Annotated in this window: 28 protein-coding genes; 12 read left to right on the top strand and 16 right to left on the bottom strand. The window is 63.4% G+C overall.

Annotation, left to right across the window (positions count from 1 at the left end; all coding sequences use genetic code 11):
- Positions 1-61: 61 nt before the first annotated feature.
- The 3 genes from P2T57_RS13470 to P2T57_RS13460 all read left to right on the top strand — a co-directional run bounded on the left by P2T57_RS13470 (position 62) and on the right by P2T57_RS13460 (position 1,475).
- Entirely contained in the window at positions 62-835 is a 774-nt protein-coding gene (locus P2T57_RS13470; RefSeq protein WP_276299732.1) for a DUF7537 family lipoprotein, read from the top strand.
- Between the two features lie 92 nt (positions 836-927).
- Positions 928-1,134 carry a DUF8132 family protein gene (locus P2T57_RS13465; RefSeq protein ID WP_276299731.1) on the top strand — a complete coding sequence of 69 codons (207 nt, stop codon included), beginning with the start codon at positions 928-930 and terminating at the stop codon, positions 1,132-1,134.
- 131 nt (positions 1,135-1,265) lie between these two features.
- A complete protein-coding gene (locus P2T57_RS13460; RefSeq protein WP_276299730.1) occupies positions 1,266-1,475 on the top strand; it encodes a hypothetical protein in 210 nt (69 codons plus the stop codon).
- 18 nt (positions 1,476-1,493) lie between these two features.
- Here the strand turns inward: P2T57_RS13460 and P2T57_RS13455 are convergent, their stop codons facing one another.
- From P2T57_RS13455 to P2T57_RS13415, 9 genes are all read right to left on the bottom strand, one after another.
- Positions 1,494-2,249, bottom strand: a complete 756-nt coding sequence (locus P2T57_RS13455) for an SAM-dependent methyltransferase (protein WP_276299729.1) — start codon at positions 2,247-2,249, stop codon at positions 1,494-1,496.
- 143 nt (positions 2,250-2,392) lie between these two features.
- Positions 2,393-4,549, bottom strand: coding sequence for a universal stress protein (locus tag P2T57_RS13450; RefSeq protein ID WP_276299728.1), 2,157 nt, complete (start codon positions 4,547-4,549; stop codon positions 2,393-2,395).
- Entirely contained in the window at positions 4,549-4,707 is a 159-nt protein-coding gene (locus P2T57_RS13445) for a hypothetical protein (RefSeq protein WP_276299727.1), read from the bottom strand. The genes P2T57_RS13450 and P2T57_RS13445 overlap by 1 nt, the downstream gene beginning before the upstream one ends.
- 458 nt (positions 4,708-5,165) lie before the next feature.
- Positions 5,166-6,026 carry an aminotransferase class IV gene (locus P2T57_RS13440; RefSeq protein ID WP_276299726.1) on the bottom strand — a complete coding sequence of 287 codons (861 nt, stop codon included), beginning with the start codon at positions 6,024-6,026 and terminating at the stop codon, positions 5,166-5,168.
- A 51-nt stretch (positions 6,027-6,077) separates the two neighbouring features.
- Positions 6,078-6,995 carry a ferritin family protein gene (locus P2T57_RS13435; RefSeq protein ID WP_276299725.1) on the bottom strand — a complete coding sequence of 306 codons (918 nt, stop codon included), beginning with the start codon at positions 6,993-6,995 and terminating at the stop codon, positions 6,078-6,080.
- Between the two features lie 28 nt (positions 6,996-7,023).
- The gene (locus P2T57_RS13430; protein WP_276299724.1) at positions 7,024-8,013 is read right to left on the bottom strand and encodes a hypothetical protein; all 990 of its coding nucleotides are present in this window, start codon (positions 8,011-8,013) and stop codon (positions 7,024-7,026) included.
- Positions 8,014-8,086: 73 nt separating this feature from the next.
- Complete coding sequence (locus tag P2T57_RS13425) at positions 8,087-9,748, bottom strand: NADH-quinone oxidoreductase subunit D (RefSeq protein ID WP_276299723.1); 1,662 nt, start codon at positions 9,746-9,748, stop codon at positions 8,087-8,089.
- Positions 9,745-10,449, bottom strand: a complete 705-nt coding sequence (locus P2T57_RS13420; protein ID WP_420028501.1) for an NADH-quinone oxidoreductase subunit B — start codon at positions 10,447-10,449, stop codon at positions 9,745-9,747. Before P2T57_RS13420 ends, P2T57_RS13425 begins: the two co-directional genes overlap by 4 nt.
- Positions 10,446-10,583, bottom strand: coding sequence for a hypothetical protein (locus P2T57_RS13415; RefSeq protein ID WP_276299722.1), 138 nt, complete (start codon positions 10,581-10,583; stop codon positions 10,446-10,448). The genes P2T57_RS13420 and P2T57_RS13415 overlap by 4 nt, the downstream gene beginning before the upstream one ends.
- Before the next feature lie 213 nt (positions 10,584-10,796).
- On the opposite strand from P2T57_RS13415, the gene P2T57_RS13410 reads away from it, so the two are divergent.
- The gene (locus tag P2T57_RS13410; protein ID WP_276299721.1) at positions 10,797-11,951 is read left to right on the top strand and encodes an acyl-CoA dehydrogenase family protein; all 1,155 of its coding nucleotides are present in this window, start codon (positions 10,797-10,799) and stop codon (positions 11,949-11,951) included.
- Between the two features lie 21 nt (positions 11,952-11,972).
- On the opposite strand, the gene P2T57_RS13405 is transcribed toward P2T57_RS13410, so the two are convergent.
- A complete protein-coding gene (locus tag P2T57_RS13405; RefSeq protein WP_276299720.1) occupies positions 11,973-13,784 on the bottom strand; it encodes an AMP-dependent synthetase/ligase in 1,812 nt (603 codons plus the stop codon).
- Positions 13,785-14,028: 244 nt separating this feature from the next.
- The gene (locus tag P2T57_RS13400) at positions 14,029-14,877 is read right to left on the bottom strand and encodes a class I SAM-dependent methyltransferase (protein ID WP_276299719.1); all 849 of its coding nucleotides are present in this window, start codon (positions 14,875-14,877) and stop codon (positions 14,029-14,031) included.
- 500 nt (positions 14,878-15,377) lie between these two features.
- Between P2T57_RS13400 and P2T57_RS13395 the strand changes: the two genes are divergently transcribed.
- From P2T57_RS13395 to P2T57_RS13375, 5 genes are all read left to right on the top strand, one after another.
- Positions 15,378-16,796, top strand: a complete 1,419-nt coding sequence (locus tag P2T57_RS13395) for a sodium:solute symporter family protein (RefSeq protein WP_276299718.1) — start codon at positions 15,378-15,380, stop codon at positions 16,794-16,796.
- 46 nt (positions 16,797-16,842) lie between these two features.
- On the top strand, positions 16,843-17,868 hold the full coding sequence (locus tag P2T57_RS13390; protein ID WP_276299717.1) for a methyltransferase: 1,026 nt from the start codon (positions 16,843-16,845) through the stop codon (positions 17,866-17,868).
- 145 nt (positions 17,869-18,013) lie between these two features.
- A complete protein-coding gene (locus P2T57_RS13385; protein WP_276299716.1) occupies positions 18,014-18,757 on the top strand; it encodes a DNA polymerase sliding clamp in 744 nt (247 codons plus the stop codon).
- 73 nt (positions 18,758-18,830) lie between these two features.
- The gene (locus P2T57_RS13380; RefSeq protein ID WP_276299715.1) at positions 18,831-19,058 is read left to right on the top strand and encodes a UPF0175 family protein; all 228 of its coding nucleotides are present in this window, start codon (positions 18,831-18,833) and stop codon (positions 19,056-19,058) included.
- A complete protein-coding gene (locus tag P2T57_RS13375) occupies positions 19,033-19,575 on the top strand; it encodes a PIN domain-containing protein (protein WP_276299713.1) in 543 nt (180 codons plus the stop codon). The genes P2T57_RS13380 and P2T57_RS13375 overlap by 26 nt, the downstream gene beginning before the upstream one ends.
- Here the strand turns inward: P2T57_RS13375 and P2T57_RS13370 are convergent.
- Positions 19,572-20,162: a DUF7474 family protein gene (locus tag P2T57_RS13370; RefSeq protein ID WP_276299711.1), complete on the bottom strand. Its 591-nt coding sequence runs from the start codon at positions 20,160-20,162 to the stop codon at positions 19,572-19,574. The two genes, P2T57_RS13375 and P2T57_RS13370, sit on opposite strands and share 4 nt — an antisense overlap.
- A gap of 297 nt (positions 20,163-20,459) precedes the next feature.
- Here P2T57_RS13370 and P2T57_RS13365 point away from each other — a divergent pair, with 297 nt between their 5' ends.
- Positions 20,460-20,906, top strand: a complete 447-nt coding sequence (locus tag P2T57_RS13365; protein ID WP_276299710.1) for an MOSC domain-containing protein — start codon at positions 20,460-20,462, stop codon at positions 20,904-20,906.
- A 21-nt stretch (positions 20,907-20,927) separates the two neighbouring features.
- Here the strand turns inward: P2T57_RS13365 and P2T57_RS13360 are convergent, their stop codons facing one another.
- Positions 20,928-21,719 (bottom strand): aldo/keto reductase, encoded by a 792-nt coding sequence (locus P2T57_RS13360; protein WP_276299709.1) that lies wholly within the window; start codon positions 21,717-21,719, stop codon positions 20,928-20,930.
- A 94-nt stretch (positions 21,720-21,813) separates the two neighbouring features.
- On the opposite strand from P2T57_RS13360, the gene P2T57_RS13355 reads away from it, so the two are divergent.
- The gene (locus P2T57_RS13355; RefSeq protein ID WP_276299708.1) at positions 21,814-22,035 is read left to right on the top strand and encodes a hypothetical protein; all 222 of its coding nucleotides are present in this window, start codon (positions 21,814-21,816) and stop codon (positions 22,033-22,035) included.
- Here the strand turns inward: P2T57_RS13355 and P2T57_RS13350 are convergent.
- Complete coding sequence (locus P2T57_RS13350; protein WP_276299707.1) at positions 22,032-22,502, bottom strand: cupin domain-containing protein; 471 nt, start codon at positions 22,500-22,502, stop codon at positions 22,032-22,034. The two genes, P2T57_RS13355 and P2T57_RS13350, sit on opposite strands and share 4 nt — an antisense overlap.
- Positions 22,503-22,683: 181 nt before the next feature.
- Between P2T57_RS13350 and P2T57_RS13345 the strand changes: the two genes are divergently transcribed.
- Positions 22,684-23,004 carry a 4Fe-4S dicluster domain-containing protein gene (locus P2T57_RS13345; protein ID WP_276299706.1) on the top strand — a complete coding sequence of 107 codons (321 nt, stop codon included), beginning with the start codon at positions 22,684-22,686 and terminating at the stop codon, positions 23,002-23,004.
- A 40-nt stretch (positions 23,005-23,044) separates the two neighbouring features.
- On the opposite strand, the gene P2T57_RS13340 is transcribed toward P2T57_RS13345, so the two are convergent.
- Together P2T57_RS13340 and P2T57_RS13335 are read right to left on the bottom strand one after the other, a co-directional pair.
- Complete coding sequence (locus P2T57_RS13340; protein ID WP_276299705.1) at positions 23,045-23,209, bottom strand: DUF6757 family protein; 165 nt, start codon at positions 23,207-23,209, stop codon at positions 23,045-23,047.
- 426 nt (positions 23,210-23,635) lie between these two features.
- Complete coding sequence (locus tag P2T57_RS13335) at positions 23,636-24,427, bottom strand: PHP domain-containing protein (protein ID WP_276299704.1); 792 nt, start codon at positions 24,425-24,427, stop codon at positions 23,636-23,638.
- Positions 24,428-24,432 lie beyond the last annotated feature (5 nt).

Genomic DNA, 24,432 nt, shown 5'->3' with positions numbered 1-24,432 from the left:
TCGGACACATTGCCGGGCGACACCGCCACTCCTTTCACTCTGCCCCGGAAGACTGAATCCGATGCAACGCAGTGCCCTCCAGTTGATAGCAGTCAGTTGTCTCGTCGCGCTCGCCGGGTGTTCCGGCGCGCTCCCCGGCGGGGCGAACGGCGCGGACGGACAGTCCCCCGACGACGTGTCGAACCCGCCGGGCGTCTCGGCGAACGGGACCGACCTCGCAAAGCTGTCGAGCGCCCACACCGAGGCCCTGAACGGGAGTAGCTTCACCCTCGCCTTCGAGGTATCCCAGAACAGTTCGGCGTCGAACCGGTCGATGAGTGCGACCGCCGCGGTCGGCCCCGACCGCGAGAACGTCCACGTGAACGTCTCGGGTGCGGCCCAGTCGATGGCCACCTACTCGACTGCAGAGAAGCGATACCTCCGAGTCGCCACCGCCGAGCGCGTGGACTACCGAGTGGCCGACCGGAGCGCCGACGGCCTGAAACTCCTCCCGTCGTCCTACGCGGGCACCGCCTACCTCAATCGGTTCGCCGGGCAGGTCGGCGCGAACTTCACGCCCGACGGCGTTCGGGAGGACAACGGGACGACGCTGGTGGTCCTCCGGGCCGACGGAAGCGACGTGTCGGCACCCAACGGGACGAACGTCACCGACTACGACGCGACCCTTCTGGTGGACGAGCAGGGCATCATCCACCGCTTCGAGGCCTCGGCCCGGACCGAGCGCGGCGACCAGTGGGTCCGGAGTTCGGTCACGATGACGATTTCGGACGTGAACGAGACGACTGTCGCGGAACCGGCGTGGGTGGACGAGGCCCGAAATCAGACGCAGAGCTGAATCTGCCATAACGGAACCAGAACTTACTATTTTTAGACATAGGCACTCGGCCAAAAACGTTTCTTAGGTGGGGTAGAGTGAGCCACACGGATATGCGAAAATTACTCGGTGGAATCACTGCCCTGTTCGGTCTCGGCGTAACGACGTTCGGCGGGTGGATGCTGATTCGGGGGCCGTTCTTCGGCGGCCCGGCGCTCGAAGCGGTGCCGATGGTCGCGGCGCTGACCGCGTTTCTGGTCGGCGTCGTCATCTTCTTTCGCGGATTGGTCCGGTGGGCGGGCGTCGGAGCCCGCATCTAAAGCGGGCGCTCGACCCCCGCCTTAAAACAGGGCGGGCGTCGGCGCGCGAATCTAGCCTGCCAAACACTGTTCGCACTCCGGAGTTCTGCGCGCCCATCCGGCTTTTCCGCCCCCGACACGATTGAGTAGGCATGGGAAGCGACGGTCTCATCGAACTCGACGAGTCGTGCTGGTCGGCACTGGCGAAGTACAACCTCGTGCTGGCGACGGTGTTCGCGGTCCTCCTGTTGGTCGTCCGGCAGGTGGACCCGGCGCAGGCGCAACTGTTTCTGCTGGTCGAAAACGGCGTGCTGGCGCTGTTGTTCGGGGCGATTCAGACCTACTGCTGGATTTCGCGGTGAGTGGAGATGCCCGAAAAATCAGACCACTTCGCCGAATCCGAACCGCGGTTTGACCTCGGTGATTTCGACCTCCACCACCTCGCCCTCGTCGGCACCGGGGACGAAGACGGTGTAGCTCTCGACTTTGGCCACGCCGTCGCCCTCTGAGCCTTCGTCTACGATTTCGACTTCCAGCACGTCGCCCTCCTCGACCGGCGCAGTCATCCGGCCCTTGGCGACCAGATAGACCTCCGAGGAGGAATCCCGCGAAGCGTCGGGTCGGAGCGTCCGGACGTACTCGAACTCGTCGTCCATTTCGTCGCGCAAATCGTCTAAGTCCTGCCCTTCGAAGACCTTCACCGCGAAGTCCCCGCCGGTGTCCAGCACGTCGAGTGCCGTCTCGAACGCCTGCCGGGCGAGGTGGACCGACCGGGCGTGGTCCACGCTGTACTCGCCGGTCATGTTGGGTGCCATGTCAGAGACGACCACATCCACCGCGTCGCCCGCGATGTCCCGTACTTCCTCCTTGGTGGACTCCTCGGTCATGTCGCCCCGGACCGTCTCCACGCCGTCTACGTCCTTGATGCGCTGGAGGTCCACGCCGACGACGGTGCCGGTTCCGACCTCCTCGCTGGCGACCTGCAACCACCCGCCGGGTGCGGCCCCGAGGTCCACCACGGTCTTGCCCTCGTGGAGGAGGTCCTCGGCTCTGTCGATTTGCTTGAGTTTGTAGGCGGCGCGAGAGCGATAGCCTTCTTGCTTAGATTTGTTGTAGTATTTGTCTTTGTGGCTCATTCGATTACGGGAGAGTAGTTCAGCGAGGGGTTTACGCGCTTCGCTTGCCCCGTATTTCACGCCACAGTCGAGTCAGACGCCGACGGCGATACGACCGGCAGGCCGGTCAGGACCGAAACGTCGGTTCGGACCGAAACGCCCGGTCAGAACGTGAGCCGTGCCAGTAGCCGTCGGAGGCGACTCGGCCGGTTTCGGTCGTGGAGGTGGACCGTGAGTACCGGCTCGGACCGGCCTTCGTCGAGCGGGTCGGCGGCACTGACGAGCGTGAGGTCGGGGGCGGTGACGCGCCCGCCGTCGGGACGCGCGACCATCGTCTGCCCCGAACTCTCGACCACCTCGCGGATGTCGCCGTGGTAGGCGTCGATGGCGTCCGTGCGGCGGTCGGTCGTGTGGCGACCGACGCGGTACTCCAGATGCATGCGGGCGTCGTTGACGCTGGCGAACGCATCGCCCAGCGCCAGTTTGACGGGGTCGTAGGGACCGCTGTCGGTGACGACGCAGAGGTCCGTCAGGTCGCCGAGTTCGCCGCCCGAGAGCGTCCCGACGTCGCACGGCGCGTGGTCGCGGACCCACTGAATGTCGTCTCGCAGTAGCCCGCCTTCGAAGCCGGAGTCGTCCTCGGACAGCACGAGGAGGTCGGCGTCGTGTTCGTCGGCGACGTTGACGACAGCGTGGGCGGCGTCGTGAGTGACGACTTCCCCGAAGCTCACCGGAACGTCCGCCTCGGCGGCCAACTGTGCGGTGAACTCCTCGAAAGCCTCGTCGCCCGGCGACTGGTCCTCGGCGGCGTACGCGAGGGGCACTTGGTCGGGTTCGATGTCGAATCGGACGACGGAGACCCCGCCGTCGTGTGCCTGCGCGGCGTCAGCGGCGATGCGGACCAGTTTGCGTTCGCGTTCCGGGGACGTCTGCTCGCCGACGCCGACCAGCACCTCGTAGCCGGGTTGCGAGAGCGCCTCGCGGGTTTCCTCGGCGAGGTCTTCGCCGACTCGTCGGCGGACCTCCTCGATGGCGGCACCCTCGCGCTCGACCTGCTGGCGGGCGTAGGCGAGGTACCACGCAACGCCGACGGCGATGATGGCCACCGCGCCGACCAGCGGGACCGTGCCCATCTGCGTCAGCAGGGCTACCCCCGTCACGACGCCGAACACCTGCGTCCACGGGTAGAGCGGCGCTCGAAAGCTCGGTTCGTACTCGGCGTGGCCCTCGCGGAACGCGACGACGGCGGCGTTGATAAGGACGAACACGAGGATTTGGAAGGCGCTTGCGAGCTTTGCGATTTCCATGATGGGGACGAACGCGATGAACACGAGCAGAACAAGGCCCGTGAGCGAGATTGCGGTCGCTGGCGTCCCGAGGTCGTCGTGGACGGCCCCCAGTTTCGCGGGCACGAGTCGGTCTCGCGCCATCGCAAAGGGGTAGCGCGACGACGACAGGATGCCCGCGTTGGCCGTCGAGACCAGCGCGAGGACGGCCGCGACGACGACCGCACCGACGCCGAGCGGACCGAGCGTGACCTCGGCCACGTCCGCCATCGGCGTGAGCGTCTGTCCGATGGTCGAGAGGTCGGCGACGCCGACCATCACGGCGACGATGAGGACGTACAGCAGGGTGGTGAACGCGAGCGACCCGAGAATCCCCAGCGGGATGTTCCGGTCGGGGTTCTCGATTTCTTCGGCGACGCTGGCGACCTTCGTGACGCCGGCGTAGGAGACGAACACGAGGCCCGTCGCGGCGACGAGACCGCCCGGTCCTTCACCGAAGAACCCCGCGAAGTTGGCGCTCTGCACGTCGAAAGCGCCGCCGCCGACGAACCAGACCATCACCGCGAGCATGACGGCGACGATGGCGACCTGAAGCCGACCGGTGAGTTTGGCACCGACCAGATTGACCGCAACCAAGGCGACAGCGAGGCCGAGCGTCAGCGGGAGTATCCACCCGTCGGGCACCGAGACGAGCAGGAGGAGGTAGGGCACGCCGCCGACGAGCGCGAGTGCGCCCTTGAACGACAGCGAGAACCACGTGCCGAGTCCGGCGATAGTGCCCAGAAGCGGACCCATCCCGCGCTCGATGTAGACGTAGGAACCGCCGGATTCCGGCATGGCCGTCGCCATCTCCGCCTTCGAGAGCGCCGCGGGAAGGACGAGAATCCCGGCGACGAGGTAGGCGAGGACGACCGCCGGACCGGCGATGCCGACCGCCAGCGCGGGCAGGATGAAGATACCGCTCCCGACCATGGCACCGATGCTGATGGCGACGACGCTGGCGAGTCCGAGGTCGCGCTCTAATCCTTTCGCCATTATCCGCTGAACCTCACTCGGTCGTCGGCCTCGGTCGTTCGGTCTGCGGATGTCGGCTCCTCGGCGGTGACACCGACGGAGCGGTTCTGTACCGCGAGTTCGGTTGCGATTTCGAGACCGGTCGGTCCGCCCCCGAGTTCGAGTGTTTTGTGGGTCATATGGTATGGCCCCGAGCCACCCCTCCGAGGGCGACGACCGGTGGCTACTCTTCCGTAATCTCCCGAACGCCATAAAGTCTCCGATAAAATCTGAGAGTTTCAAATTATCTCGCCGAGAAAATCCCGTGTTTGGCAAATACACCCTATAATTAGATATTGGTAGTTTTTTCAGATTCGGAGACGCACCGCTGGTCGCTTCAAACGGGCACAATCCGGCGATACGGGGAACGCGTTCGGCGTTTCGTTCGGCGTCCGGCAGAGAAGTGCGCTTACAGAAAGAAATGCCCACCCCTAACCAAACTAGTCCTTTCTTTAACACAGGATAAATTGTCTCAGGTCGGCGCACGCCAGCGTCTCACGAGGGAATTCGAAAATTTCCAATTTTCGGGTCTCGAATTCGACTCGCACCGCGCAGTCGTCCGCCGTGTAATTCGGGACCGCGATGCCCGCGACGGGCGTCAGTAGTGGCGTTCCTCGACGCGGGCGTCGAACGCCTCGACCAGTCGCTCCGTTATCGGACCGACGCCAAACTCGGTCTCGCCGACCCGCGAGAGCGGGCGAACCTCCCACGTCGAGTTCGTCAGGAAGGCCTCGTCCGCCCGGCGGAGGTCTTCGGCGGTGTACCGTCCAGTTTCGACCGGAATATCTTCCGCCTCGGCGAGTTCGAGGACGACTTCTCTGGTGATGCCCGGCAGAATCGGTCCCTCGAGCGAGGGCGTCTTCAGCGCGCCGTCGGCGACGAAAAACAGGTTGCTGGTCGCGCCCTCGGTCAGGAAGCCCTCGGAATCGAGCATGAGCGCCTCGTCGGCGTCGGCCTCGCGTCGGGCCAAGACTCCCTGTAGGTAGTTGTGCGTCTTGGCGGCCGAGGGAAGCGACTCGTCGGAGATTCGGACGCGCTCGACCAGTTCGGCGGTTGCCGGGGCGTCCCAGACCTCGGTCCCGTCGCGTCCTCCTCGGGGCAACTCCGAGACGAGGACGACCACGGTGGGGTCGGGGTCTGAGGGCGGTGCCAACTTGCCGGTGTGGACTCCGCGAGTGACCGAGAGTCTGACGTAGGCGTCCGCGAAGTCGTTGGCAGAGAGCGTGTCGTCCACGATAGCCCGGAGTTCCGAGGCCTCGAATCCGTGGTCGAACCCGAGCAGGTCGCAGGTCCGTGTCAGGCGCTCGGCGTGGCGGTCCCACTCGAAGGGGTCGCCGCCGTAGGCCCGGAGCGTCTCGAACGCGGCGTCTCCGTACTTGAACCCCCGGTCTTGGACCGAGACGGTCGCCTCGCTTTCGGGCCGGAGGTCGCCATCGACGTAGAAAATCGGGTCGCCCATGCGAGTCGCCTTCGGGCCGAGTGCGCAAAACTGTGGTCGTTCCGAACCGCGCTACTTCTCGACCTGCACCAACTCCTCGACCGGCGGGAGTTCGCGGTCATCGTCAGTGATGGTGTCCATCCGGTGGTCGAACTTGTCGCTGGCGTAGTCCACCAGCGCGTCGGCCTTGAACAGGAGTTCGAAAGGCTCGAAGGTGCCGAACACGTCGGGCAGGAGGTCGGTCATCGTCTCGTGGATGACCGTCTCGTCCACGCCGTCTTCGAGGAGTTCCTGAATCTTGAACATCCCGAACCCGACGTGGCGGCCCTCGTCCGACCGGACGTAGGAGGTGCCCTCGATGAGACCTTCGAGGTTGGGGTACTCGCGGGCGGAGATGTCGTCGGCCCGCGGGCTAAACGCCGACTCGAAACCGTAGTAGGCGGTCTGGGCCACCACGCCCTCGACGGTCAGGTGGTAGTGACAGTAGGCCTCGGCGCGGGTCTCGGGGGTGTCTTCTTCGAGGAGGCGCTCCATCGCAGACTCGTTCTTGTCGAACAGCGAGACGTAGCCGTCCATGAAGAATCGCTGGTCGGTGGGGTAGACCTTCTCGAAGCCGAGTTCCTCGGCCACCGGGAAGACGACTTCCCGCCAGTAGCGGTCGAAAAACTGGGTGTGTTTGGCCTCCTCGTAAATCTGGGAGGAGATGTACATCTGGTCGTTCACGTCATCCAGCACCGACATCAGTGGCGCGAGGTCCTCGGTGACGGCCTCCTCGCCAGCGCCGAACAGCGCCAGCGCGTTCATGAACTCCTCGAACTCGTCGTCGGTCAGGCCGTGGTCGATGAGTTTCTCGCGGTCGTCTACCAGCAACTCTTGGGGGATGTCGTCGTAGGGGTCCCAGTGATTGTAGACTGCGTGCTTGAAGAACTTCTGTGGTTGGTATTCTTGACTGAGCCTGAAATCTCGGCTAGTATCGTTTATTTGAGTCATGAGTAGTATTAATTTCTTTTAATAGACTCTATTTATAACCTTTGCTTGCCATGTGGTACTCTCGGACCGTCGAGACGCCCTCGATGAAATCGGTCAGGTCTACGGAGTCGGCCTCCGGAACCTCGGACTGGAGTGTCGAGTATTTCAAATCCCACTGGTCCAGCAGTTCGCTTTCCAGTCCGTGTCGCTTGAACCGGGCGACGAAGGTCTCGGGGTCGAGACTCTCGTCGCCCTCCCGGAGTCCTTCGAGTTCCGCCTGCGAGAGGAGTCCTCGGGCGATGGCCTTGGTGAAGATGGCGGAGGTGAAATCCCCCTCCGCGATTTCGCGCTCCCACGTCGAGGTCCAGTTGCTGATGCGGACGAGTTGCTGGCCGCGGTAGACCGACTCCCGAATCTGGGGCAACTCGTCGCGGTCCGCAGACGGCGAGTTCATCAGGTCGATGTCGGCCGCCGCCAGCATCACCATGTTGTGGGGCGTGTACTGCATCATCTCCATGGTGTTCATCATCTCGGGGTGGTCGTTGGCGAGTCGCTCGTAGTCCATCGCGTTCAGCGACTGGCGGAGGTCGAACTCGAAGAAGGGGCGAAACTCCGACTCCCGGTCGGTCGCTTCGAGCAGTGACTCGGTGGTGTCCCAGACCTCTTGGAGAAATCGCAGGTAGTCGGTCCGCACGTCGTCACGCTCGAAATCGGTGTACTCCTGCTCGAAGGGAATCTTGGTGGCCTCTCGAAACGACTCGGCGTCACGAAAGTTGTCTGCCAAGTCGTCCACGAGCGTAACGTACATCGAGAGAATCGTCTTGTGGGTACAGACGTGTTCGACTCGCTCGTCGGGCACGCTATCGAGCGTGACGAACGGAAAACTCCGCGAGAGCCACTTCCAGAGGTATTCGTCTCGTATGCCGATTCTCTCGTTGTACTCCTCGACGAGTCTATCGAGGGGTGGACTGAGCGTCTGATTTTGAACTTCCGTAACGATTTGCTGAGAATCCGGAGCCAATTCCTGATTGTTGGCCATTACGCAGTCTAATCATACGGGGAGTGCTTAATACTTTTCCAAAAATTAGAAGTAAAATAAACTGTCAGAGGGGTTATCGGTCCACTTCGCCCATGATGACGTCGAGGCTTCCCAACGACGCGATGAGGTCGGGGACCGTCCCGCCTTCGGCCATCTCTGGCAGTGCCTGCAGGTTCGAGAAGCACGGCGAGCGAATCTTGAACCGGCCGGGCTTGTCGGTACCGTCAGACCGGATGTAGATGCCGAGTTCGCCCTTCGCGGCCTCGACCGACCGATAGATTTCGGTGTCGGCGTCGGGCTTGAGCGTCCGAGGAACGTTGGCCTGAATGTTGCGCTCGTCTTCCGGCCAGTCTTCGAGCAGGTCGATACACTGGCTGATGATTTTCGCGGACTCCTCGACTTCCCGCATCCGAACGAGGAGGCGCGAGAAGTTGTCGCACCCGTCCTCGGTGACGACTTCCCAGTCGAGTTCGTCGTAGTAGCCGTAGGGGTCGTCACGCCGGACGTCGTAGTCGATGCCAGAGCCACGGGCGACCGGACCGGTCACGCCGTAGTTCTTGGCAACCTCGGGTTCGAGGACGCCCGTGTCGATGGTCCGGACCTGCAGAATCTCGTTGCCCGTAACGAGGTCGTGGTACTCCTCGAGCGATTCGGGGATGTCGTCGAGCAGGTCGCGGGTCTTCTCGAAGAACTCCTCGCGGGGTTCGGGTAGGTCCCAGACCACGCCGCCCAGACGGAAGTAGTTGAACATCAGGCGCTGGCCGGTGAGGTCTTCGAGGACGTTGAGAACTTTCTCGCGGTCCCGCATCGCGTACATGAAGATGGCAGTGAAGTCGCCGTACACGTCGAGCGCGTAGGTTCCCAGCGCCAGCAGGTGCGAGGCGATTCGGCACAACTCGGCACCCATCGTCCGGATAATCTGGGCGTACTCGGGCACCTCGATGTCGTTCAGGTCCTCGGCCGCGCGGGCGTAGGACCACTCGTTGAGGAGGCCCGAGGAAGCGTAGTCCCACCGGTCGGGGTAGGGCATAATCTGGTGGCGGTACGTGCCCTGTTGGGCCATCTGCTCCTCACACCGATGGAGGTAGCCGATGTCGGGGTCAACGTCCGCGACCTGCTCGCCGTCCAGCACCGTCTTCAGGTGGAGGACGCCGTGGGTCGCCGGGTGGTTGGGACCGACGTTGAGGAGCATCGTGTCCGACTCGTCGTCGTGGTAGTCCTCGGCAATGGGGTTGGCGTGTTCGGCGAAGGAGACCACCTGCGGTTGCTCCTGATTGTAGTCCTTCGAGAGGGGATGACCCTGCCACGTCTCCGGGAGGAGGATGCGGCGCGGGTCGGGGTGGTCCTCGTATTCGATGCCGAGGAGGTCGTAGGCCTCTCGCTCGTGCCAGTCGGCGGTCCGAAAGACCTCGTTGGCGGACTCGCTAACCGGGTCGTCGGTGGTGGTCGGGACCACGACGCTGACCTCTTGGGTCGCGTCGTCGTACTTTCGGAGGTGGTAGATGGTCTCGTACCGGTCCTCGTACTCTTGGGCGGTGACGTTCGACAGATGGTCGAATCCGGCCTCGTTTCGGAGTTTTCCGAGGACGTCCGTCACCTCGTCGGGTCGAACGACGAACCCCGGCGCGTTGAGATGGTCGTCGCGTTCGATGACGTGTTCGCTCAGCAGGTCCGCTATCTCCTCGGTGGACTGTATCGCGGAACTGCTGTCCGGTTGGAGTTTTTCGCTACTCATTGGCTTTCGGTCCAGTCGTACCGCATGACGAGGTCGTCTTGGTCGATTTGGTCGGCGAGACTATCGACCAACTCGTCTCGCTCGAGGTCGTTGAACTGTTCGAGTTCGTAGGGCTTGACCGTGACGCGGGTACTCTCGCCGTTTGCGATGCGCTCCTGAAGCTTCACGATGCCGTACAGGAGGGCCTCGGGCCGGGGCGGACAGCCGGGGACGTGGATGTCCACGGGGAGAATCTGCTCCGCGCCCTTGATGACGTTGTACCCCTCTTGGAAGGGACCGCCCGAAATCGTACACGAACCCATGCTGACGACGAACTTGGGTTCGGGCATCTGGTCGTAGAGTCGCTTGAGACGCGGGCCGAGTTTAGAGACGATAGTGCCCGGAATGACCATCAGGTCTGCCTGTCGCGGGGAGGCACGAGGCACACCGGAACCGAACCGGTCGAGGTCGTGCTTGGTTGCGAACGAGTGCATCATCTCGATGCTACAGCACGCGATACCGAACTGGAAGAGGAACATCGACGAGCCTCGTACCCAGTTCATGAACTTGTTGAACTTGGTGAGGATGAACGGCGTCGAGCCGAACATCTCGGTGAGTTTCGAGTTGAATCGGGCGTCTTGGCCCGCTTTTCGTCGGTCCTCCCACGTGTCGCTCCGTCCGGCCGTTGCTCGCGGTGAGTTCGGTGGTGTGTTCTTACTCATGTGGTGAACTCCTGCATCGTGTAGTTGCCACGCTGTGCGGAAAGGCTACGTGACCCGGTGGAATCGGGGACTGCTCGGTCGTCGGAGTCGATGTGTGACGCCCCAGCCTCGGTGCCCGATACCTCCGGTGCCATACTCTCGCTAGCCCAATCTAGGTAGCCAGCGAGGTATATACTTACTGTTATCGGAGAAGGTTCTTAATGATTAAAAATAGAGAAAAATGAACCCCGGCGAGACGGCGTGTCCGCCGATTATTTTGCGTATTCGTCTACTAATCGAAATATCTATTCGGAAAGATATATTTCGCTCATAGGCATATTTTTATATCTCGAATCGGGAGGTGGCGTATGGACTTCGCCTTATCCGAGGAGCAAAAGCAACTCAAAAGCGAGATTCGACGCTTCGCCGAGGAGGAAATCAAACCGGTCGCCACCGAGTACGACACCGACGAGAAGTACCCGTGGGAAGTCGTCGAGAAAGCGGCCGAGATGGGCCTGCTGGCCCCGCAAGTCCCGATGGAGTACGGCGGTGCCGGGTACGGCGCGCTCGAGATGGCGCTCATCATCGAAGAACTGTTCGCGGCCGACGCCGGAATCGGGGGAAGCGTCATCTCTACCTCCTACGGGAGCGAGGCCCTCGTCCGGTTCGGCACCGACGAGCAGTGCGAGGAGTACCTTCCGGACATCGCCTCGGGCGACTCGATTTGCGGTATCGCCATCTCGGAACCCCACGCTGGGTCGGACGTGTCCTCGATTTCGACTCGCGCCGAGAAGGACGGCGACGAATGGGTGATTAACGGGAACAAGATGTGGATTTCGAACGGAACGGTCGGGGACTTCTTCGTCATGCTCTGTAAGACCGACCCCGACGCCGAGGGGCGGTACAACGGCTTCTCCCAAATCATCGTGGAGTCGGACCGCGACGGTTTCGAGGCCGAGAAGATTACCGGGAAGATGGGCGTCCGAGCGGGCGACACCGCCGAACTGATTCTGGACGACGTTCGCGTTCCGGAGGACAACCTCGTCGGCACGCGAGGCATGGGCTTCCTCCAACAGATGCAGTTTTTCGACAAACTCCGAGTCGGCGGTGCGGCCCAAGGGTTGGGCATCGCCAAGGGCGCGGCAGACAGGGCGCTGGAGTACGCCCAAGAGCGCGAGCAGTTCGACCGGCCCATCTCGGAGTTCCAAGCGATTCAGCACAAAATCGCCGAGATGTACACCCAAATCGAGGCCGCCCGGAGTCTGACCCACAAGGCGGCGTGGGCCGTCGACAACGGGAAAGACGACAACACCAAACTCGTCTCGATGGCGAAAGAGTTCGCCTCCCGCGTGGCGGTGGACGTGACCCAAGAGGCGGTCCAAATCTTCGGCGGCGCTGGCTACGTCAACGACTTCGACGTGGAACGGTTCTACCGGGACGCCAAAATTACCCAAATCTACGAGGGCACCACCGAGATTCAGAAGAACATCATCGCCCGCGAACTGCTCGGCAAGGGCTTTTGAACCCTCTGGCGCGATAGCGACTCAGGTTCCCTCGTACATCGCAGAAATCTTCTCGGCGAATCGCTCCTCGATTTCGGACTGGCGCTTTTTCAGCGTCGGCGTGAGTTCGCCCTTCTCGACGCTGAACTCGCGGGAAACGAGTCGGAACTCCCCAATCGTCTCGGACTTGGCCAGCGACTCGTTTGCGTCCTCGATTTCTCGCTCGTAGAGATTTCGGACCGCCTCGTGTTGGACGAGTTCCTCTGGGACCGCAACCGGCGTTCCCTCCTCGTCTCGGGTCGGGTCGGCGTCGATGCCTTCCGACTCGGCGAAGTCCGCGAGGGCCTCGAAGTTGGGTTGGACGAGCGCGGTCACGAACTTCCGACCGTCGGCGATAGCCATCGCGTCCCCGACGTAGCGACTCCGGGTCAGGACCGACTCGATTCGGGTGGGCGCAATCGTCTTGCCGGTGTCGAGGACCGCGATGCGCTTCTTACGGTCCACGATTTGCAGGAATCCCGCGTCGTCGAACTCGCCGATGTCGCCGGTGTGGTACCACCCGTCGGTGAGCGATTCGTCGGTGGCCTCGTCGTTGCCCCAGTAGCGGTCCATCACGTTCGGCCCGCGGTAGAGGATTTCGCCGTCGTCGGCCAGTCGGACCTCGCCCTCGCCGATGGGTTGGCCCACCGTACCCGCCCGGAAGTGGTCGCGGTAGTTCGCGGCCACCGGGCCGGTGGTTTCAGTCGCGCCGTAGACCTCACAGAGCGGGACACCCATCCCCCAGAAGAAGTGAAGCAGGTCGGCGTCGATGCTCGCCGCGCCGGTTATCGCGTGACGGACGTTGGTTAGCCCCAGTTCGGCCCGGAGTTTCGAGAAGACGAGTCTGTCCGCGAGAGCGTGCTTGGCCCGGAGGACCGAACCGGGAGTGCCATCACCGCTGAGGGCCGCGCCGTACTCGTGGGCCACGCCGTCGGCCCATTCGAGGAGTTTGCGCTTCGCGCCGGACATGCCGGCGATGCGGTTCTGGAGGCGGTCGTAGATGCGCCGGTAGACCCGCGGGACCGTGATGAGGACCGAGGGTTCGACAGCGCAGAGTTCCCCTTTGATGTCGTCGGGGTGCATGTAGGCCACGCTCGCCCCGGCGCTCCAGAACAGGTAGGTGCCGACGCGCTGGAAGACGTGGGAAAGCGGCAGGAAGCAGGTGCCCACGTCGTCGGCCTCGACCGGCAGGCGAGTGGCTATCATTCCGGTGCCGGCGAGGAGATTGCGGTGGGTGATGGCGCATCCCTTCGGGTCGCCGGTGGTTCCGCTGGTGTAGATGATGGTCGCCACGTCGTCGGGAGCAGAAGTCGGGTCCGGCAGGTCGTCGGGATTCCCTCGCGGGAGGTCATCCAAGTGGTAGACTGCATCGACGGCCTCGGCGACCTGTGGGTCGGGGTCCTCGGCCACGAACAGCGCGTCGATGCCCGCGTCGTCGATGACGTAGGTGGCCTGTTCGGGGCTGAAATCGGGGAACACCGGGACCAGCACGACGCCAGCGAGGTAGGCGGCGATGTCCACGACCGACCATTCGTAGCACGTGCCGGCCCGAATCCCCACACGGTCGCCGGGTTCGACACCCGATTCGAGGAGGGCCGACGCCACCCCGGCGGCGCGCTCGTAGTGGTCGCCGAAGGTGCGCTCCTCGAAGGCGAATCCCGAAGCGGTTTCGCGCCGGACCAGCGCCAGCGTGCGGTCGGCGTACTCGTCGGCGACGCCGGTGAACCACTCGGCCATCGTCTGGTCGTCGGCCGTGGTTTCGTCTGCGGTCGTTTCGCCACCGGTCGTCTCGTCTCCGTGGACAGTCTCAGACATGTGTGTCACCTGTGAACCCTGTCGCCGGGAGCGCGAGGCGTCGAACCGGCGGGCGTGGAACCGCGGGCGTTCGTGTTCGATTAAAAACACGATGGCGACAGCGCCAAATCGCCGTCGAAAAACCGATTTTCGCCCACATTACGTAATGAATCCCAAAGTAAGATATTTAAGTTTTTATTATTTCGGTACCGCAGTTAGTCAGTCGGGGCACGGCGGCAGAAAATCGGGAGTCGAAACGAATCGACTACGCTCGCAGGACCAGCGTGTAGACGCTCAGGAGTTCGTCGTCGTCCACCGACTCGGGGTCGTCCTGAAACCGCTGGGTCCGGTCGCGCCACTCGTCGAGTTCCTCGGCGTAGTTGAAGAAGTCCATGAAGTAGGTGATAGCGGCGGGGTTGCAGACCAGCGAGTCGGTCTCGGCGATTTCGAATCCGGCCTCACAGCAGAAGCGTTCGACCGTCTCCGGTTCGATGGTGTACTGACTGAGGACCAGCGACTCGTCGCCCTCGTCGGGGGTCGCGTAGAGTTTCTGCTCGATGAGTTCGTCGCCGTAGTGGACTTCGCCCCGGACGTACCCCAAGTCGTTGACGAGGTGGTCGTCGTACTCGGTCAGTTCCGTGTGGGGGTACTTGGGCGAAGGGTCTACAAACAGGTCCTCGGTGCCGGTGGTCGGGGCGGTGACGATGGCCTCGCCGCCCTCGCGGAGGGTATCGTGAATCTGCTCGATGACCTCGGCGGGGTCGGGCGTGTCCTGCACCATGTTGATGGCGTAAACGAGGTCCGCCTCGTGAACCTCGGGGTCGAGGTAGGCCTCCTCGACGGTGGCGTTGTCGAGGCCCGCGACTTTCTCCTCGGCCTCTGCGATGTCCTCGGCGACGGGGTCCACGCCGTGGACCTCGATGTCGGGGTATCGCTCGGCGAGTTTGGCCGTCAGCGTCCCGTCACCGCACCCCGCGTCGATGATGCTGTCGATGTCGTCTCTGCCTTCGGGATAGGAAAGCAACTGTTCGAGCGAAGATTCGACGCCCAGCGGACTAATCCACGAGAAGTCGGCGTCGCGTTCCGCTTGGAAACCAGTCTCGAAATCTGCCATTGGCACCCGTTTTGCACCCACCCATCATTAGTTCATAGGTTCTGCGCGAGACCAAAATAGTTTTGTTCCGTTCTACCGATTCACACACTGATTTCGTCGGGTGCGTGGCCTCCTCGACTTCGGTGTCACCAGTAGCGTGATTCACGACGAGGAGGCCCGGTTTCCGCAAATCTGTAGTTAATCTGTTAGTAATTACCAATGATATAAAGATTAATGGTATTTGAATCTTGATTCGTTTCCGATGAGTTCACACAGCGGCTTACAGCGGTTTTTCACGGCTTCACGGGCCGGAACACTCGCCGACGCCGACGAACGCACTACCGCGGGCCAACCAACTCCCCAATTTCTTAGCAAATAAATATGAGTCCTACAACAATATTTGGGATGCCTGACGCGACCGCGGCCGCGTTCGGCGTGACGGCGATGGCCGGGTGTGCCGCCGCGGTCCACTACCTCGTCGTCCACATTCTGCTCGGCAAGCCGATTCGGGAGGAGCCGCGATGACGATGAACACCTTCTACACCGGCGCGTTCGCCGTCTACCTGCTGGGCGTGCTGGCGCTGGGCGCGTGGGGGAACAAGCAGAGCGAGTCGCTCGAGGACTTCTGGCTCTACGGGCGTGACCTCGGCCCGACGCTGGCCACGTGGTCGCTGGTCGCCAACTTCGTCAGTACCGTCGCCATCATCGGTCTGGTCGGCGCGATTTACACCGACGGCTACTCGGTGATGCTCAACATCCAGTTCGGCCTCATGCTGGGTCTCAGCGGGATGTACTTCGTCGCCCACAAGGTCCGAAGCTTCGAGTACACCACCCTGCCCGACATCATCGTGGACGTGACGGGCTACGAGGGCGCGAAGCCGATTTCCGCCGTGGTCCTGCTCCTGAACGGCTGGCTCTACGTCCTGATGCAGTTGGTCGGCGCGAGTCTGCTGGTGACGACGATTACCGGCATCGACTACAAATACATCGTCTGGGTCGTGGCCGTCGTCTTCATCGCCTACACCGTGATGGGTGGTCTCGTCAGCGTGGCGTGGACCGACCTCGTGCAGGGGACCGTTATGGTCGCGTCCGTCTTCTTCGTCTCGGTCTACCTCGTGACCGACCTCGGCGGCCTCGCGTCGGTCAACACCCAACTGGCGAACATCGACCCCGAACTGCTCACGCCGCTCCGGCCCGACCAGACGATTATCGGGGTCCTCGGCACCGCGACGGCGTTCTTCGGCACGCTGTTCACCAGCCAGAGCGCCATCATCCACCTGAACGCGACCCGTGACCTCAAGACCGCCAAGTCCCACATCGCGGTCAGCGGGGTCATCCTCACGGCGTTCTCCTTTGCGATGGTCTTCCTCGGCGGGGCCGCAGTCGTCGCGCTCAACAACGCGGGCATCCCGGTTGACAACCCGGACGCCGCCTTCCCGCTGTTGCTCACTCAGTACCTGCCCCAAGAAATCGGCGCGCTCCTGATTCTGGCGGCGATGGGCGCGATTCTCTCGACCACCGACACGATGCTCCACGGCACCGGCGTCACCGCCGCCCACGACATCTTCTCGTACTTCCGGCCCGACGCCGACGACGAGACGAAGCTTCGGGTGTTCCGGTTCTCGGCCGTCACCGCGGGACTCGCGGCCGCCGGGGTCGCCATCGACCCGCCGGGGACCATCATCGTCATCTACTACCTGCGAGCAGTTCTGCTGACCTGCGCCTTCCTCGTGCCGGTCTACGCCGCGCTCCGGTGGGACTGGCTTTCGGGCCGACCGGTGCTGGCGGGCATCGTCGTCGGCGTCGTCACGGGGGTCGGCTGGACGATTGCCGGCCCGAGTTCGCTCCCCGGCACCTTCGTCGGCATCGGCTCCTCGGCGGTCACGATGCTGGTCACGACGCTGGCTGGCAAGTGGACGCCCGACTCGCTGGCGAGCTAATCAAGGCTTAAATAACCGTACTCGCATTGTTTTTCCACGGTAACCCATGACAGAAAACGCGGATTCGGGAGCGAACGCCGTCCGGAACGTGATGGATTTGACCTACGGCCTCTGGCGAAGCCAGACCCTCTACGCCGGGGTCGAGTTGGGCGTCTTCGACGCGGTGGGCGAGGAGCCGACCCCCGCCGACGACATCGCCGAGGGACTGGAGTTGGACCCCGACCAATCGTACAGGCTCCTCCGGGCACTGGCCTCGCTTGACCTACTGGACGAACACGAAGGGCGGACCTTCACCCTGACTCCCGAGGGCGCGCTCCTGCGCTCTGACCACCCGGCCTCGCTGAGCGGCGTGGTCGAAATCATCAACTCGCCCGATTTCGTCACCCCGTGGAACCAGATTCCGGACTTCGTTCGAGAGGGCGAACCGACTCCCTTCGAGCGCGAACACGGACAGGGCCTGTTCGAGCGCACCAGCGAGGACCCCGCGTTCGCCGAGTTGTTCAACGAGGGGATGAGCAGTCTCACGCAGGTCCAGTCCGAGGCCATCCTGAAGGTCCTCGCGGGCTACGACTTCGAGTCGGTCTCGCACGTCTGCGACGTTGCCGGCGGCCGGGGCTACATGCTGTGTAAGCTCCTCGCGGAGTTCCCCCACCTCGAAGGCACGGTCCTCGACCTGCCGAGTACCGAGGAACTGGTCGCGCCGAAACTGGGCGTCGAGGACCGATGCTCGCTCGTCGGCGGCGACATGTTCGAGTCGGTGCCCGAGGCCGACCGCTACACCCTCAAACACGTACTCCACGACTGGGGCGACGACGAGTACGTCCAAATCCTCTCGACCATCCGCGAGAGCGCTCCCGACGACGCCCGCGTCCTCATCGTGGAACCGGTCGTCGGACCCAACGGCGGCGACTTCCCGAAGCTCTACGACATGTACATGATGAGTAGCGTCGAGGGCCGGGTCCGGACCGACGACGAACACGCCGACCTGCTGGCGGAAGCGGGGTGGGAGCGCGTCTCGACCCGCGCCGACGACAGCGGCATGGTGACGGTCCTCGAAGTCGAGAAAGCCTGACCGAGAAACCGCCGGCCCGAACGACCGATTTTTACGATAACTTCTCTCCGCGCCGAACACCGTGAGAGTCGTTGCCGTGTTCTTCTCACGCGTGCGCGCCCGAACGGGTGTTTTTTTATGCCGGGGGTTCGTACCACTTTCCAAGATGTTTAAGGCTATTGTGAGCGCCGACACGCTCAAGGACACTATCGACTCGGTGAGCGTGCTGGTGGACGAGTGTAAAATCCATCTCGAAGAAGACGGTCTGGCTATTCGCGCGGTAGACCCCGCCAACGTGGGGATGGTGGACCTCGAACTCGACGCGACGGCCTTCGAGTCCTACGAGGCCGACGGCGGTATCATCGGCGTGAATCTCGACCGACTCGAAGACATCGCCGGCATGGCCAGCGGCGACCAGCCGGTTCACCTCGAACTCGACGAGGAGACCCGCAAACTTCACATCCAAATCGACGGCCTCGAATACACCCTCGCGCTCATCGACCCCGACTCGATTCGCCAAGAACCCGACATCCCGGACCTCGACCTGCCCGCCGAAATCGTCGTGGAGGGCAAGGACATCGACCGGTCGGTCACGGCCGCCGACATGGTTTCGGACCACATCGCGCTGGCGGTGGACCCCGACGAGGAGACCTTCATCGTGGAAGCGGAGGGCGACACCGACGACGTGCGCCTCGAACTCGACAAAGAGGACCTCGTACACCTGCAGGCCGGTGACGCCCGGTCGCTGTTCAGCCTCGACTACCTCAAGGACATGAACAAGGCCATCCCCGGCGACGCCGAGGTCCGCGTCGAGTTGGGCGAGGAGTTCCCGGTCAAGATGCACTTCGACATCGCCGAGGGCAAGGGCAACGTCACGTTCATGCTTGCTCCTCGGATTCAGAGCGACTAACGACGACTGTCGGTTTTCCGGCGACTCCGTTCTCTCCCTCAGATTCATACCGGAAGAAGCACTACGTTCTCGTATGTCGCTGGATTCGCGCGGCGGGTCCGACGACGTGGAACTTGCCACTGTCGTCGGACGCTACGCGCTCGGAGAGTTGACGCTCGGGGAGGCCGCCGAACGCGCCGACGTGTCCAAGATTCGGATGCAAGAGATTCTAAACGAGGCGGGTGTGGAGCTACGACTTGGGCCGGAGACGAGAGAAGATGCGCGGAGCGAGATAGATGTTGCCCGACGAGCAAACGAGTGAGGGGCCGACGCCAATCGTCTTCGACACGACTGTCCTCTCGAACTTCGCTCGAAGCCGCTCCATCAACTGGTTAGTGAGCGCGACTGCGATTCCAGTCACGGTTCCCGAAGTCGAGCGAGAACTCCAGCGAGGACGAGACGAAGGATACGATTACTTGCAACCAGCACTCGACTGGCTGAAGCCCGGTGAATCGGCACCGGAAGACTCCGTTACCGAGATTCGCGTTCTCGAACCGACGCCGGTAGACGGCGAACCAGACCCGATAGCGAGGTTAGACCGGGGAGAGGCCCACGCCTTCCGGAAGACATGGCCCGACTGGGTTCTGGCAACTGACGACTTAGACGCGAGACGACTCGCCAAGGAACACGAGGTCGGCATAACAGGCTCTGTCGGAATTCTTGCCGACGGTGTTGCACGAGACGAGTTAACGGTAGAAACGGCCGACGATTGGCTCGAAACGTGGGAGCGAGCGGGTTATCGTTCGCCAGTCGAAAGCATCGAGGAGCTTCTCGATTAGAGACTCCGGTCGATGACAGATTTGGCGGCCTCGGCCTTCTCCTTCCACCCGTAGCCCGACTCGTAGACGTGGCGCTTCTTGTTGACGAGTTCTTGGGGCGAGGACTCCTCGAAGCCCCCGCGAGTCCACGTCCCGGTGTCTCGAAGCCAGTTGACCACGCGCTCGCGGGTCTCGTCCCACGAGAGACCGACCATCTCGTACCACGCTATCATGGCGAAGACCGCGTTGTCGTGGGCACCCGGCACCGACCCCTTCCGGGCGACGGTCTTGATGGGTTCGATGGTGGGTTCGGTGACGTGTTCCTTGTACTCCTCGGCGGTCAGCAGTTCGAGGTGTCCCTGCTCGTCTTCCATCACGCGCTGTTCGCGCTGGAGGCGGTCCAAGGCGGCCTGATGGAGGTTGCTCCACCGGCCGTGGACCGCGTTCCGGAGCGCGTCGTCGGGGAGCGGGTCGGCCGACAGCACCGCCACGATGTCGGTGTAGGCCTTCTCGATGTCGGCCCACGCCGCGCCCTCGAACTCGCAGTCGGGGCCGTGGAGGTTGCTCGTCGTCCGGCAGTCTGGGCAGGGGTAGTCGAACCGCGGCACGACTCGGACTGTTGCTTCGGGGGTACAAAATTGGACTGATTCCGTTCTGCGGTGTCGCTCGGTTTCGGGCGTGTTGGGGTCGTCGCTCGCCGAGAGTTGAGGATTGCCGACTCACAAGCGTCACCGCACCGCGCCAGCGCGCGCCGGAGATTGTGGATTCGGTAGTTAATCCGAATAAGGACGCCTATACAATTGTTAAGAAAACATCCTACAGTGTATGCCAAACAAGAATGTTTCTTGCCGTCCGGCTCTGCCCTCGTCACGGAGATTTAAGCCCCACCGCTCCGAGACCCGACTATGGACGGAACCGGAACAGTCGAAGCCATCCACCTCGCGCCCGAATCCGGCGCGGACACCGAGGAGCGCGAGTCGGTCGAAGTCGTCGCTGGCGAGGGCGTGCGTGAGGACCGCCATTTCGGCACGGACAAGGCCGACCTGACGCTCATCGAGGCCGAAGCACTGAAATCTGCCGCGGAAGGTGACGGCGACGGAATCGACCTCCGCGACGGGGAGCATCGCCGGAACCTCACCACCAGCGATGCCGCGCTCAACCACCTCGTCGGCGAGCGTTTCCGAGTGGGTGAGGTCGTCTGCGAGGGCACCGCGCTCTGCGAACCCTGCGGGCACCTCGAATCGCTGACCGACGACGGTGCCGTCTCGGCGCTGGTCCACCGCGGCGGCCTCGAAGCCGATGTAGTTGAGGGCGGCGTCATCGAATCGGGCGACGAAATCGAACCGGTCTGAGACGGGGCGAGCGGGGTCTCGTCAGTTCCACGCCGCGTCGTCGGGGTCCACCAGTCGCTCGCGCTCCTCGATGGCGTCGATTCGCGCGATTTCGTCGTCCGAGAGCGTCGGGGCCTCGAAGTTGGCCCGAAGGTGGTCCTCGCCGGTGGCCTTCGGAATCGGGACCACGCCCTCGCGCTGGGTTAGCCACGCCAAACTGACCGCCTCGGGCGTCACGTCATGAGCGTCTGCAATCTCGGCCAGCACGTCCACGTCGCCGGCCTCGCCCTGCATCAGCGGCGAGTAGGCGACCACGGTGATGTCGCGCTGACGGCAGTAGTCGAGCAGGTCGTCTTGGGGGAGCAGGGGGTGCATCTCGACCTGATTCGCCGCGATGGGACTGTCCAGAATCTCGCGGGCCTCGTCCAGCAGTTCGGTCGTGAAGTTGCTGACCGCGACGTGTTCGGTCTTGCCGGCCTCGCGCAACTCGTCGAGGACGGGGAGGGTTTTCTTGGCGTCGTAGGCCTTCATCGGCCAGTGGACGTAGAGCAGGTCCACCGCATCCACGCCGAGGCGGTCCAGACTCTCGTCGGTGGTCTCACGCACGTCCTCCGGGGCGAGGTTCGCGGGCAGGACCTTGGTGGCGAGAAAGACCTCCTCGCGGGGGACCTCGCTTGTCGAGATGCCATCGCCGACGGCCTCCTCGTTCTCGTACATCTGAGCGGTGTCTACGTGTCGATAGCCGATTTCGAGGGCCTTCCGGACGGTCTCGGCGCAGGTCTCGGGATTGTCGTTCCCGGACGTGCCGAGGCCGGGACTCGGGATGGTCGTCATGGTCGATGCGTGTTCGTCCGGCGGCAAAAAGCTACGCGCGTCGGCAAACCCGAGCGAGCAAAAGAGCGAAGGGATACCACTGCGACCATCGAGTATGGCCGAACGCACTCCGTGGGGACTGCTGGGAATCGGCGGACTGGCGAGTCTCTGCTGTATCGGCGGGTCGGCGGTCGGCGGGGCCGCGCTGGCCGGCGGTGCCGTCGCCGGCGGCCTCGGCGCGAGCGTGGCGCAGGTGCTGGTGACGGTGCTGACGGTCGGCGTGCTGGGACTGGCGTGGACCCGGTTCGGCCCGGACCCGAAGTGCGAGCGAGACTAATCGAACCGGCCGGTCTCCGCGCCGCAGTCCTCGCAAATCGTCACGAGGACATCGCGCTCCTCGGCGCGCTGGATACTGTTCGAGGTCCGTTCTCCGCAGTCGGGGCATTCCCGGCGGAGGTCGAGGTCGCCGCTCTCCTTCGGGGCACCCAAAGCGAGGGCGACGGCGCGTCGGTCGGCCTCGTTGACTCCTCGCTGGTACTCACCGGGCGCGAACCGCACGAGTTCGCCGGGACCGACCTCGACCGGGGTGTCCTCGGTTTCGAACGTGACCGTGCCGGACTGGACGTAGAACACTTCTTCTTGGTCTGAGTGGGCGTGATAGCCGAACGCGAAGCTATCGCCCGGCGCGAGTTCGTAGTAGTTCACCGCGAGTCCGGTCGCACCGAGCGCGGCGGTGAGTGGGCGTTTTATCTCGGCGGGACCGCTGGCGCGGGCCTCGACCTCCTCGATTCGGACCTTCTCCATGTCGGTGCATTCTACCCGGCCCTATTTAAACTGTCACGGAGGTTCGTAGGTAGGTCCGCGAGCGTACCCGCTCCGTATGGTGGTTTTAGCCCGGCCTAAACCCGAAATTCGCTCGATAAGCTTAATACGAGAACGTTGTTTTAAGTACCCTCGTGCTGTGGCTGGATACAGGTGGACAGCAATGGCCATTGACCCGCAATTTCACGAAAACCGCGAGAAGGTAGACGACCACGAGGGCCACGACGTGTGGGGTCCCGTAGACGAACCGGAGAAACTGGGCATCCACGGCACCCACGTCGCCGTGGACTTCGACCTCTGCATCGCCGACGGCGCGTGTCTGGAGGACTGCCCGGTGGACGTGTTCGAGTGGGTGGACTCCCCCGACCACCCCGAGAGCGAGAAGAAAGCCGACCCCGCCAACGAAGCCCAGTGCATCGACTGCATGCTCTGCGTGGACGTTTGCCCCGTGGACGCCATCGACGTGGACGCGGGCCGGGCCTAATCGGGCACTTTTCTTTCGGAGAACGCGGGTTCCGGAGTCGCTACTCCGGCCGGTCTACGTCCAGTTCCTGTCGGAGGTACGCCAGCGCGTCGGTCTCCGCGAGGTATTCGAACTGGTCGCGGAAGTGCGCGTCGCAGAGACCCACCTGCACGCCGTTCAGTTCGGGGGCGAACGACGCTTCCCGGTCGCAGTAGTGACACCGCATGTCATGAACTACTTCCTCACGGAATTTAACGTCTGCGTTCGACGCGCCGAGCGTGTCCGATTTCCGAAGGAACGGCCCGATACCCCGCCGTAACACCCCAATCTGTCGTTCCGGAGTCGTCGCCGACCACCGGACGCACTCGATGTCACAATCCGCGGGACGCGCCGGAAGACACCGCGTCTTCTGAGCCTTACCTCGCTTCGCCCGCTGAGCCGCCGCCCGTGCGCAGTTCTGCGCACGGGCGACGGGGAGGCACAGGGCGCGATGACGGTGGCAGAGCCGAGTCGTGCGGTTGCAGTACGGTCACGGTGCCGTCACCGTCTCCGTCGCTCAAGGAGTCAGGCCGTCGCTCGACTGCTGACTTCTCCGCGGAAATAAAGACACTATTACCCACAATAAGGGAATATATACCTGTCCGAAAGCAATCTACAGATTGACCGACGACCGGAAGTGACGGTACTCCGGTTTCGACAGGCCCGCCTTCCCCAACTCGTGGCCGTGGGCGTCGGTCCCGCCGGTCGGAATCAGGTCGTATTCGGCGATGGCGCGCTCGACCGGGCGAGCGTCTACCTCGTCGCCGTAGGGGTAGTATCGCTCCACGGCGTCGAGGTAGCGGGTCAGTTTCAGGGCCTCCTCGGGGTCGTCGTAGCGGTAGGGGTGGGCCAGTCCGACGAGTCCGCAGGCGTCTTGCAGGAGTTCGACGCCGCGCTCGAAGGGCGTCACGTCGCGGGCCACGAAGCAGGGACCGTCGTTGCCGATGAGGTCGTCGAACACGTCGCCGGGTTCGTCGTAGTCGGTCTCGGGGTGGTCCACGACGGCGCGGGCGACGTGGGGCCGACCCAGACCCTCGCGCGCTTCGAGGCCGAGGTCCACGCCGAGGGACTCCTCGACGTTTGCGATTATCTTCCGGCCGCGCTCCTTGCGGTCGGCCTGAATGCGGTCGAGTTCGTCCACGAGGTCCGGCGTCGGCGTGACGCCGTAGCCCAGCAGGTCCACGCGCTCGCCGTCCTCGGGTTCGACGCGCAGTTCGATGCCGTGGACGACCGTGACGCCCTCGAACGCCGTGACCGGCGTCGGGAGTTCGGGGTGAAGTCGGTCGTGGTCGGTGATGGCCACGACCGAGACGCCCGCATCGCGGGCGGCCTCGGGCACCTCCGACAGTTCCATCTCGCCGTCGGAGTTCGTAGTGTGGACGTGTAGGTCCGCGAAGACGCTCATATCCC

The organism is Halorussus lipolyticus (assembly GCF_029338375.1).
Classification (GTDB): Archaea; Halobacteriota; Halobacteria; order Halobacteriales; family Haladaptataceae; genus Halorussus; species Halorussus lipolyticus.
The sequence above is the reverse complement of the archived record's forward strand: the minus strand, read 5'-3'. Positions and strand labels throughout refer to the sequence as shown.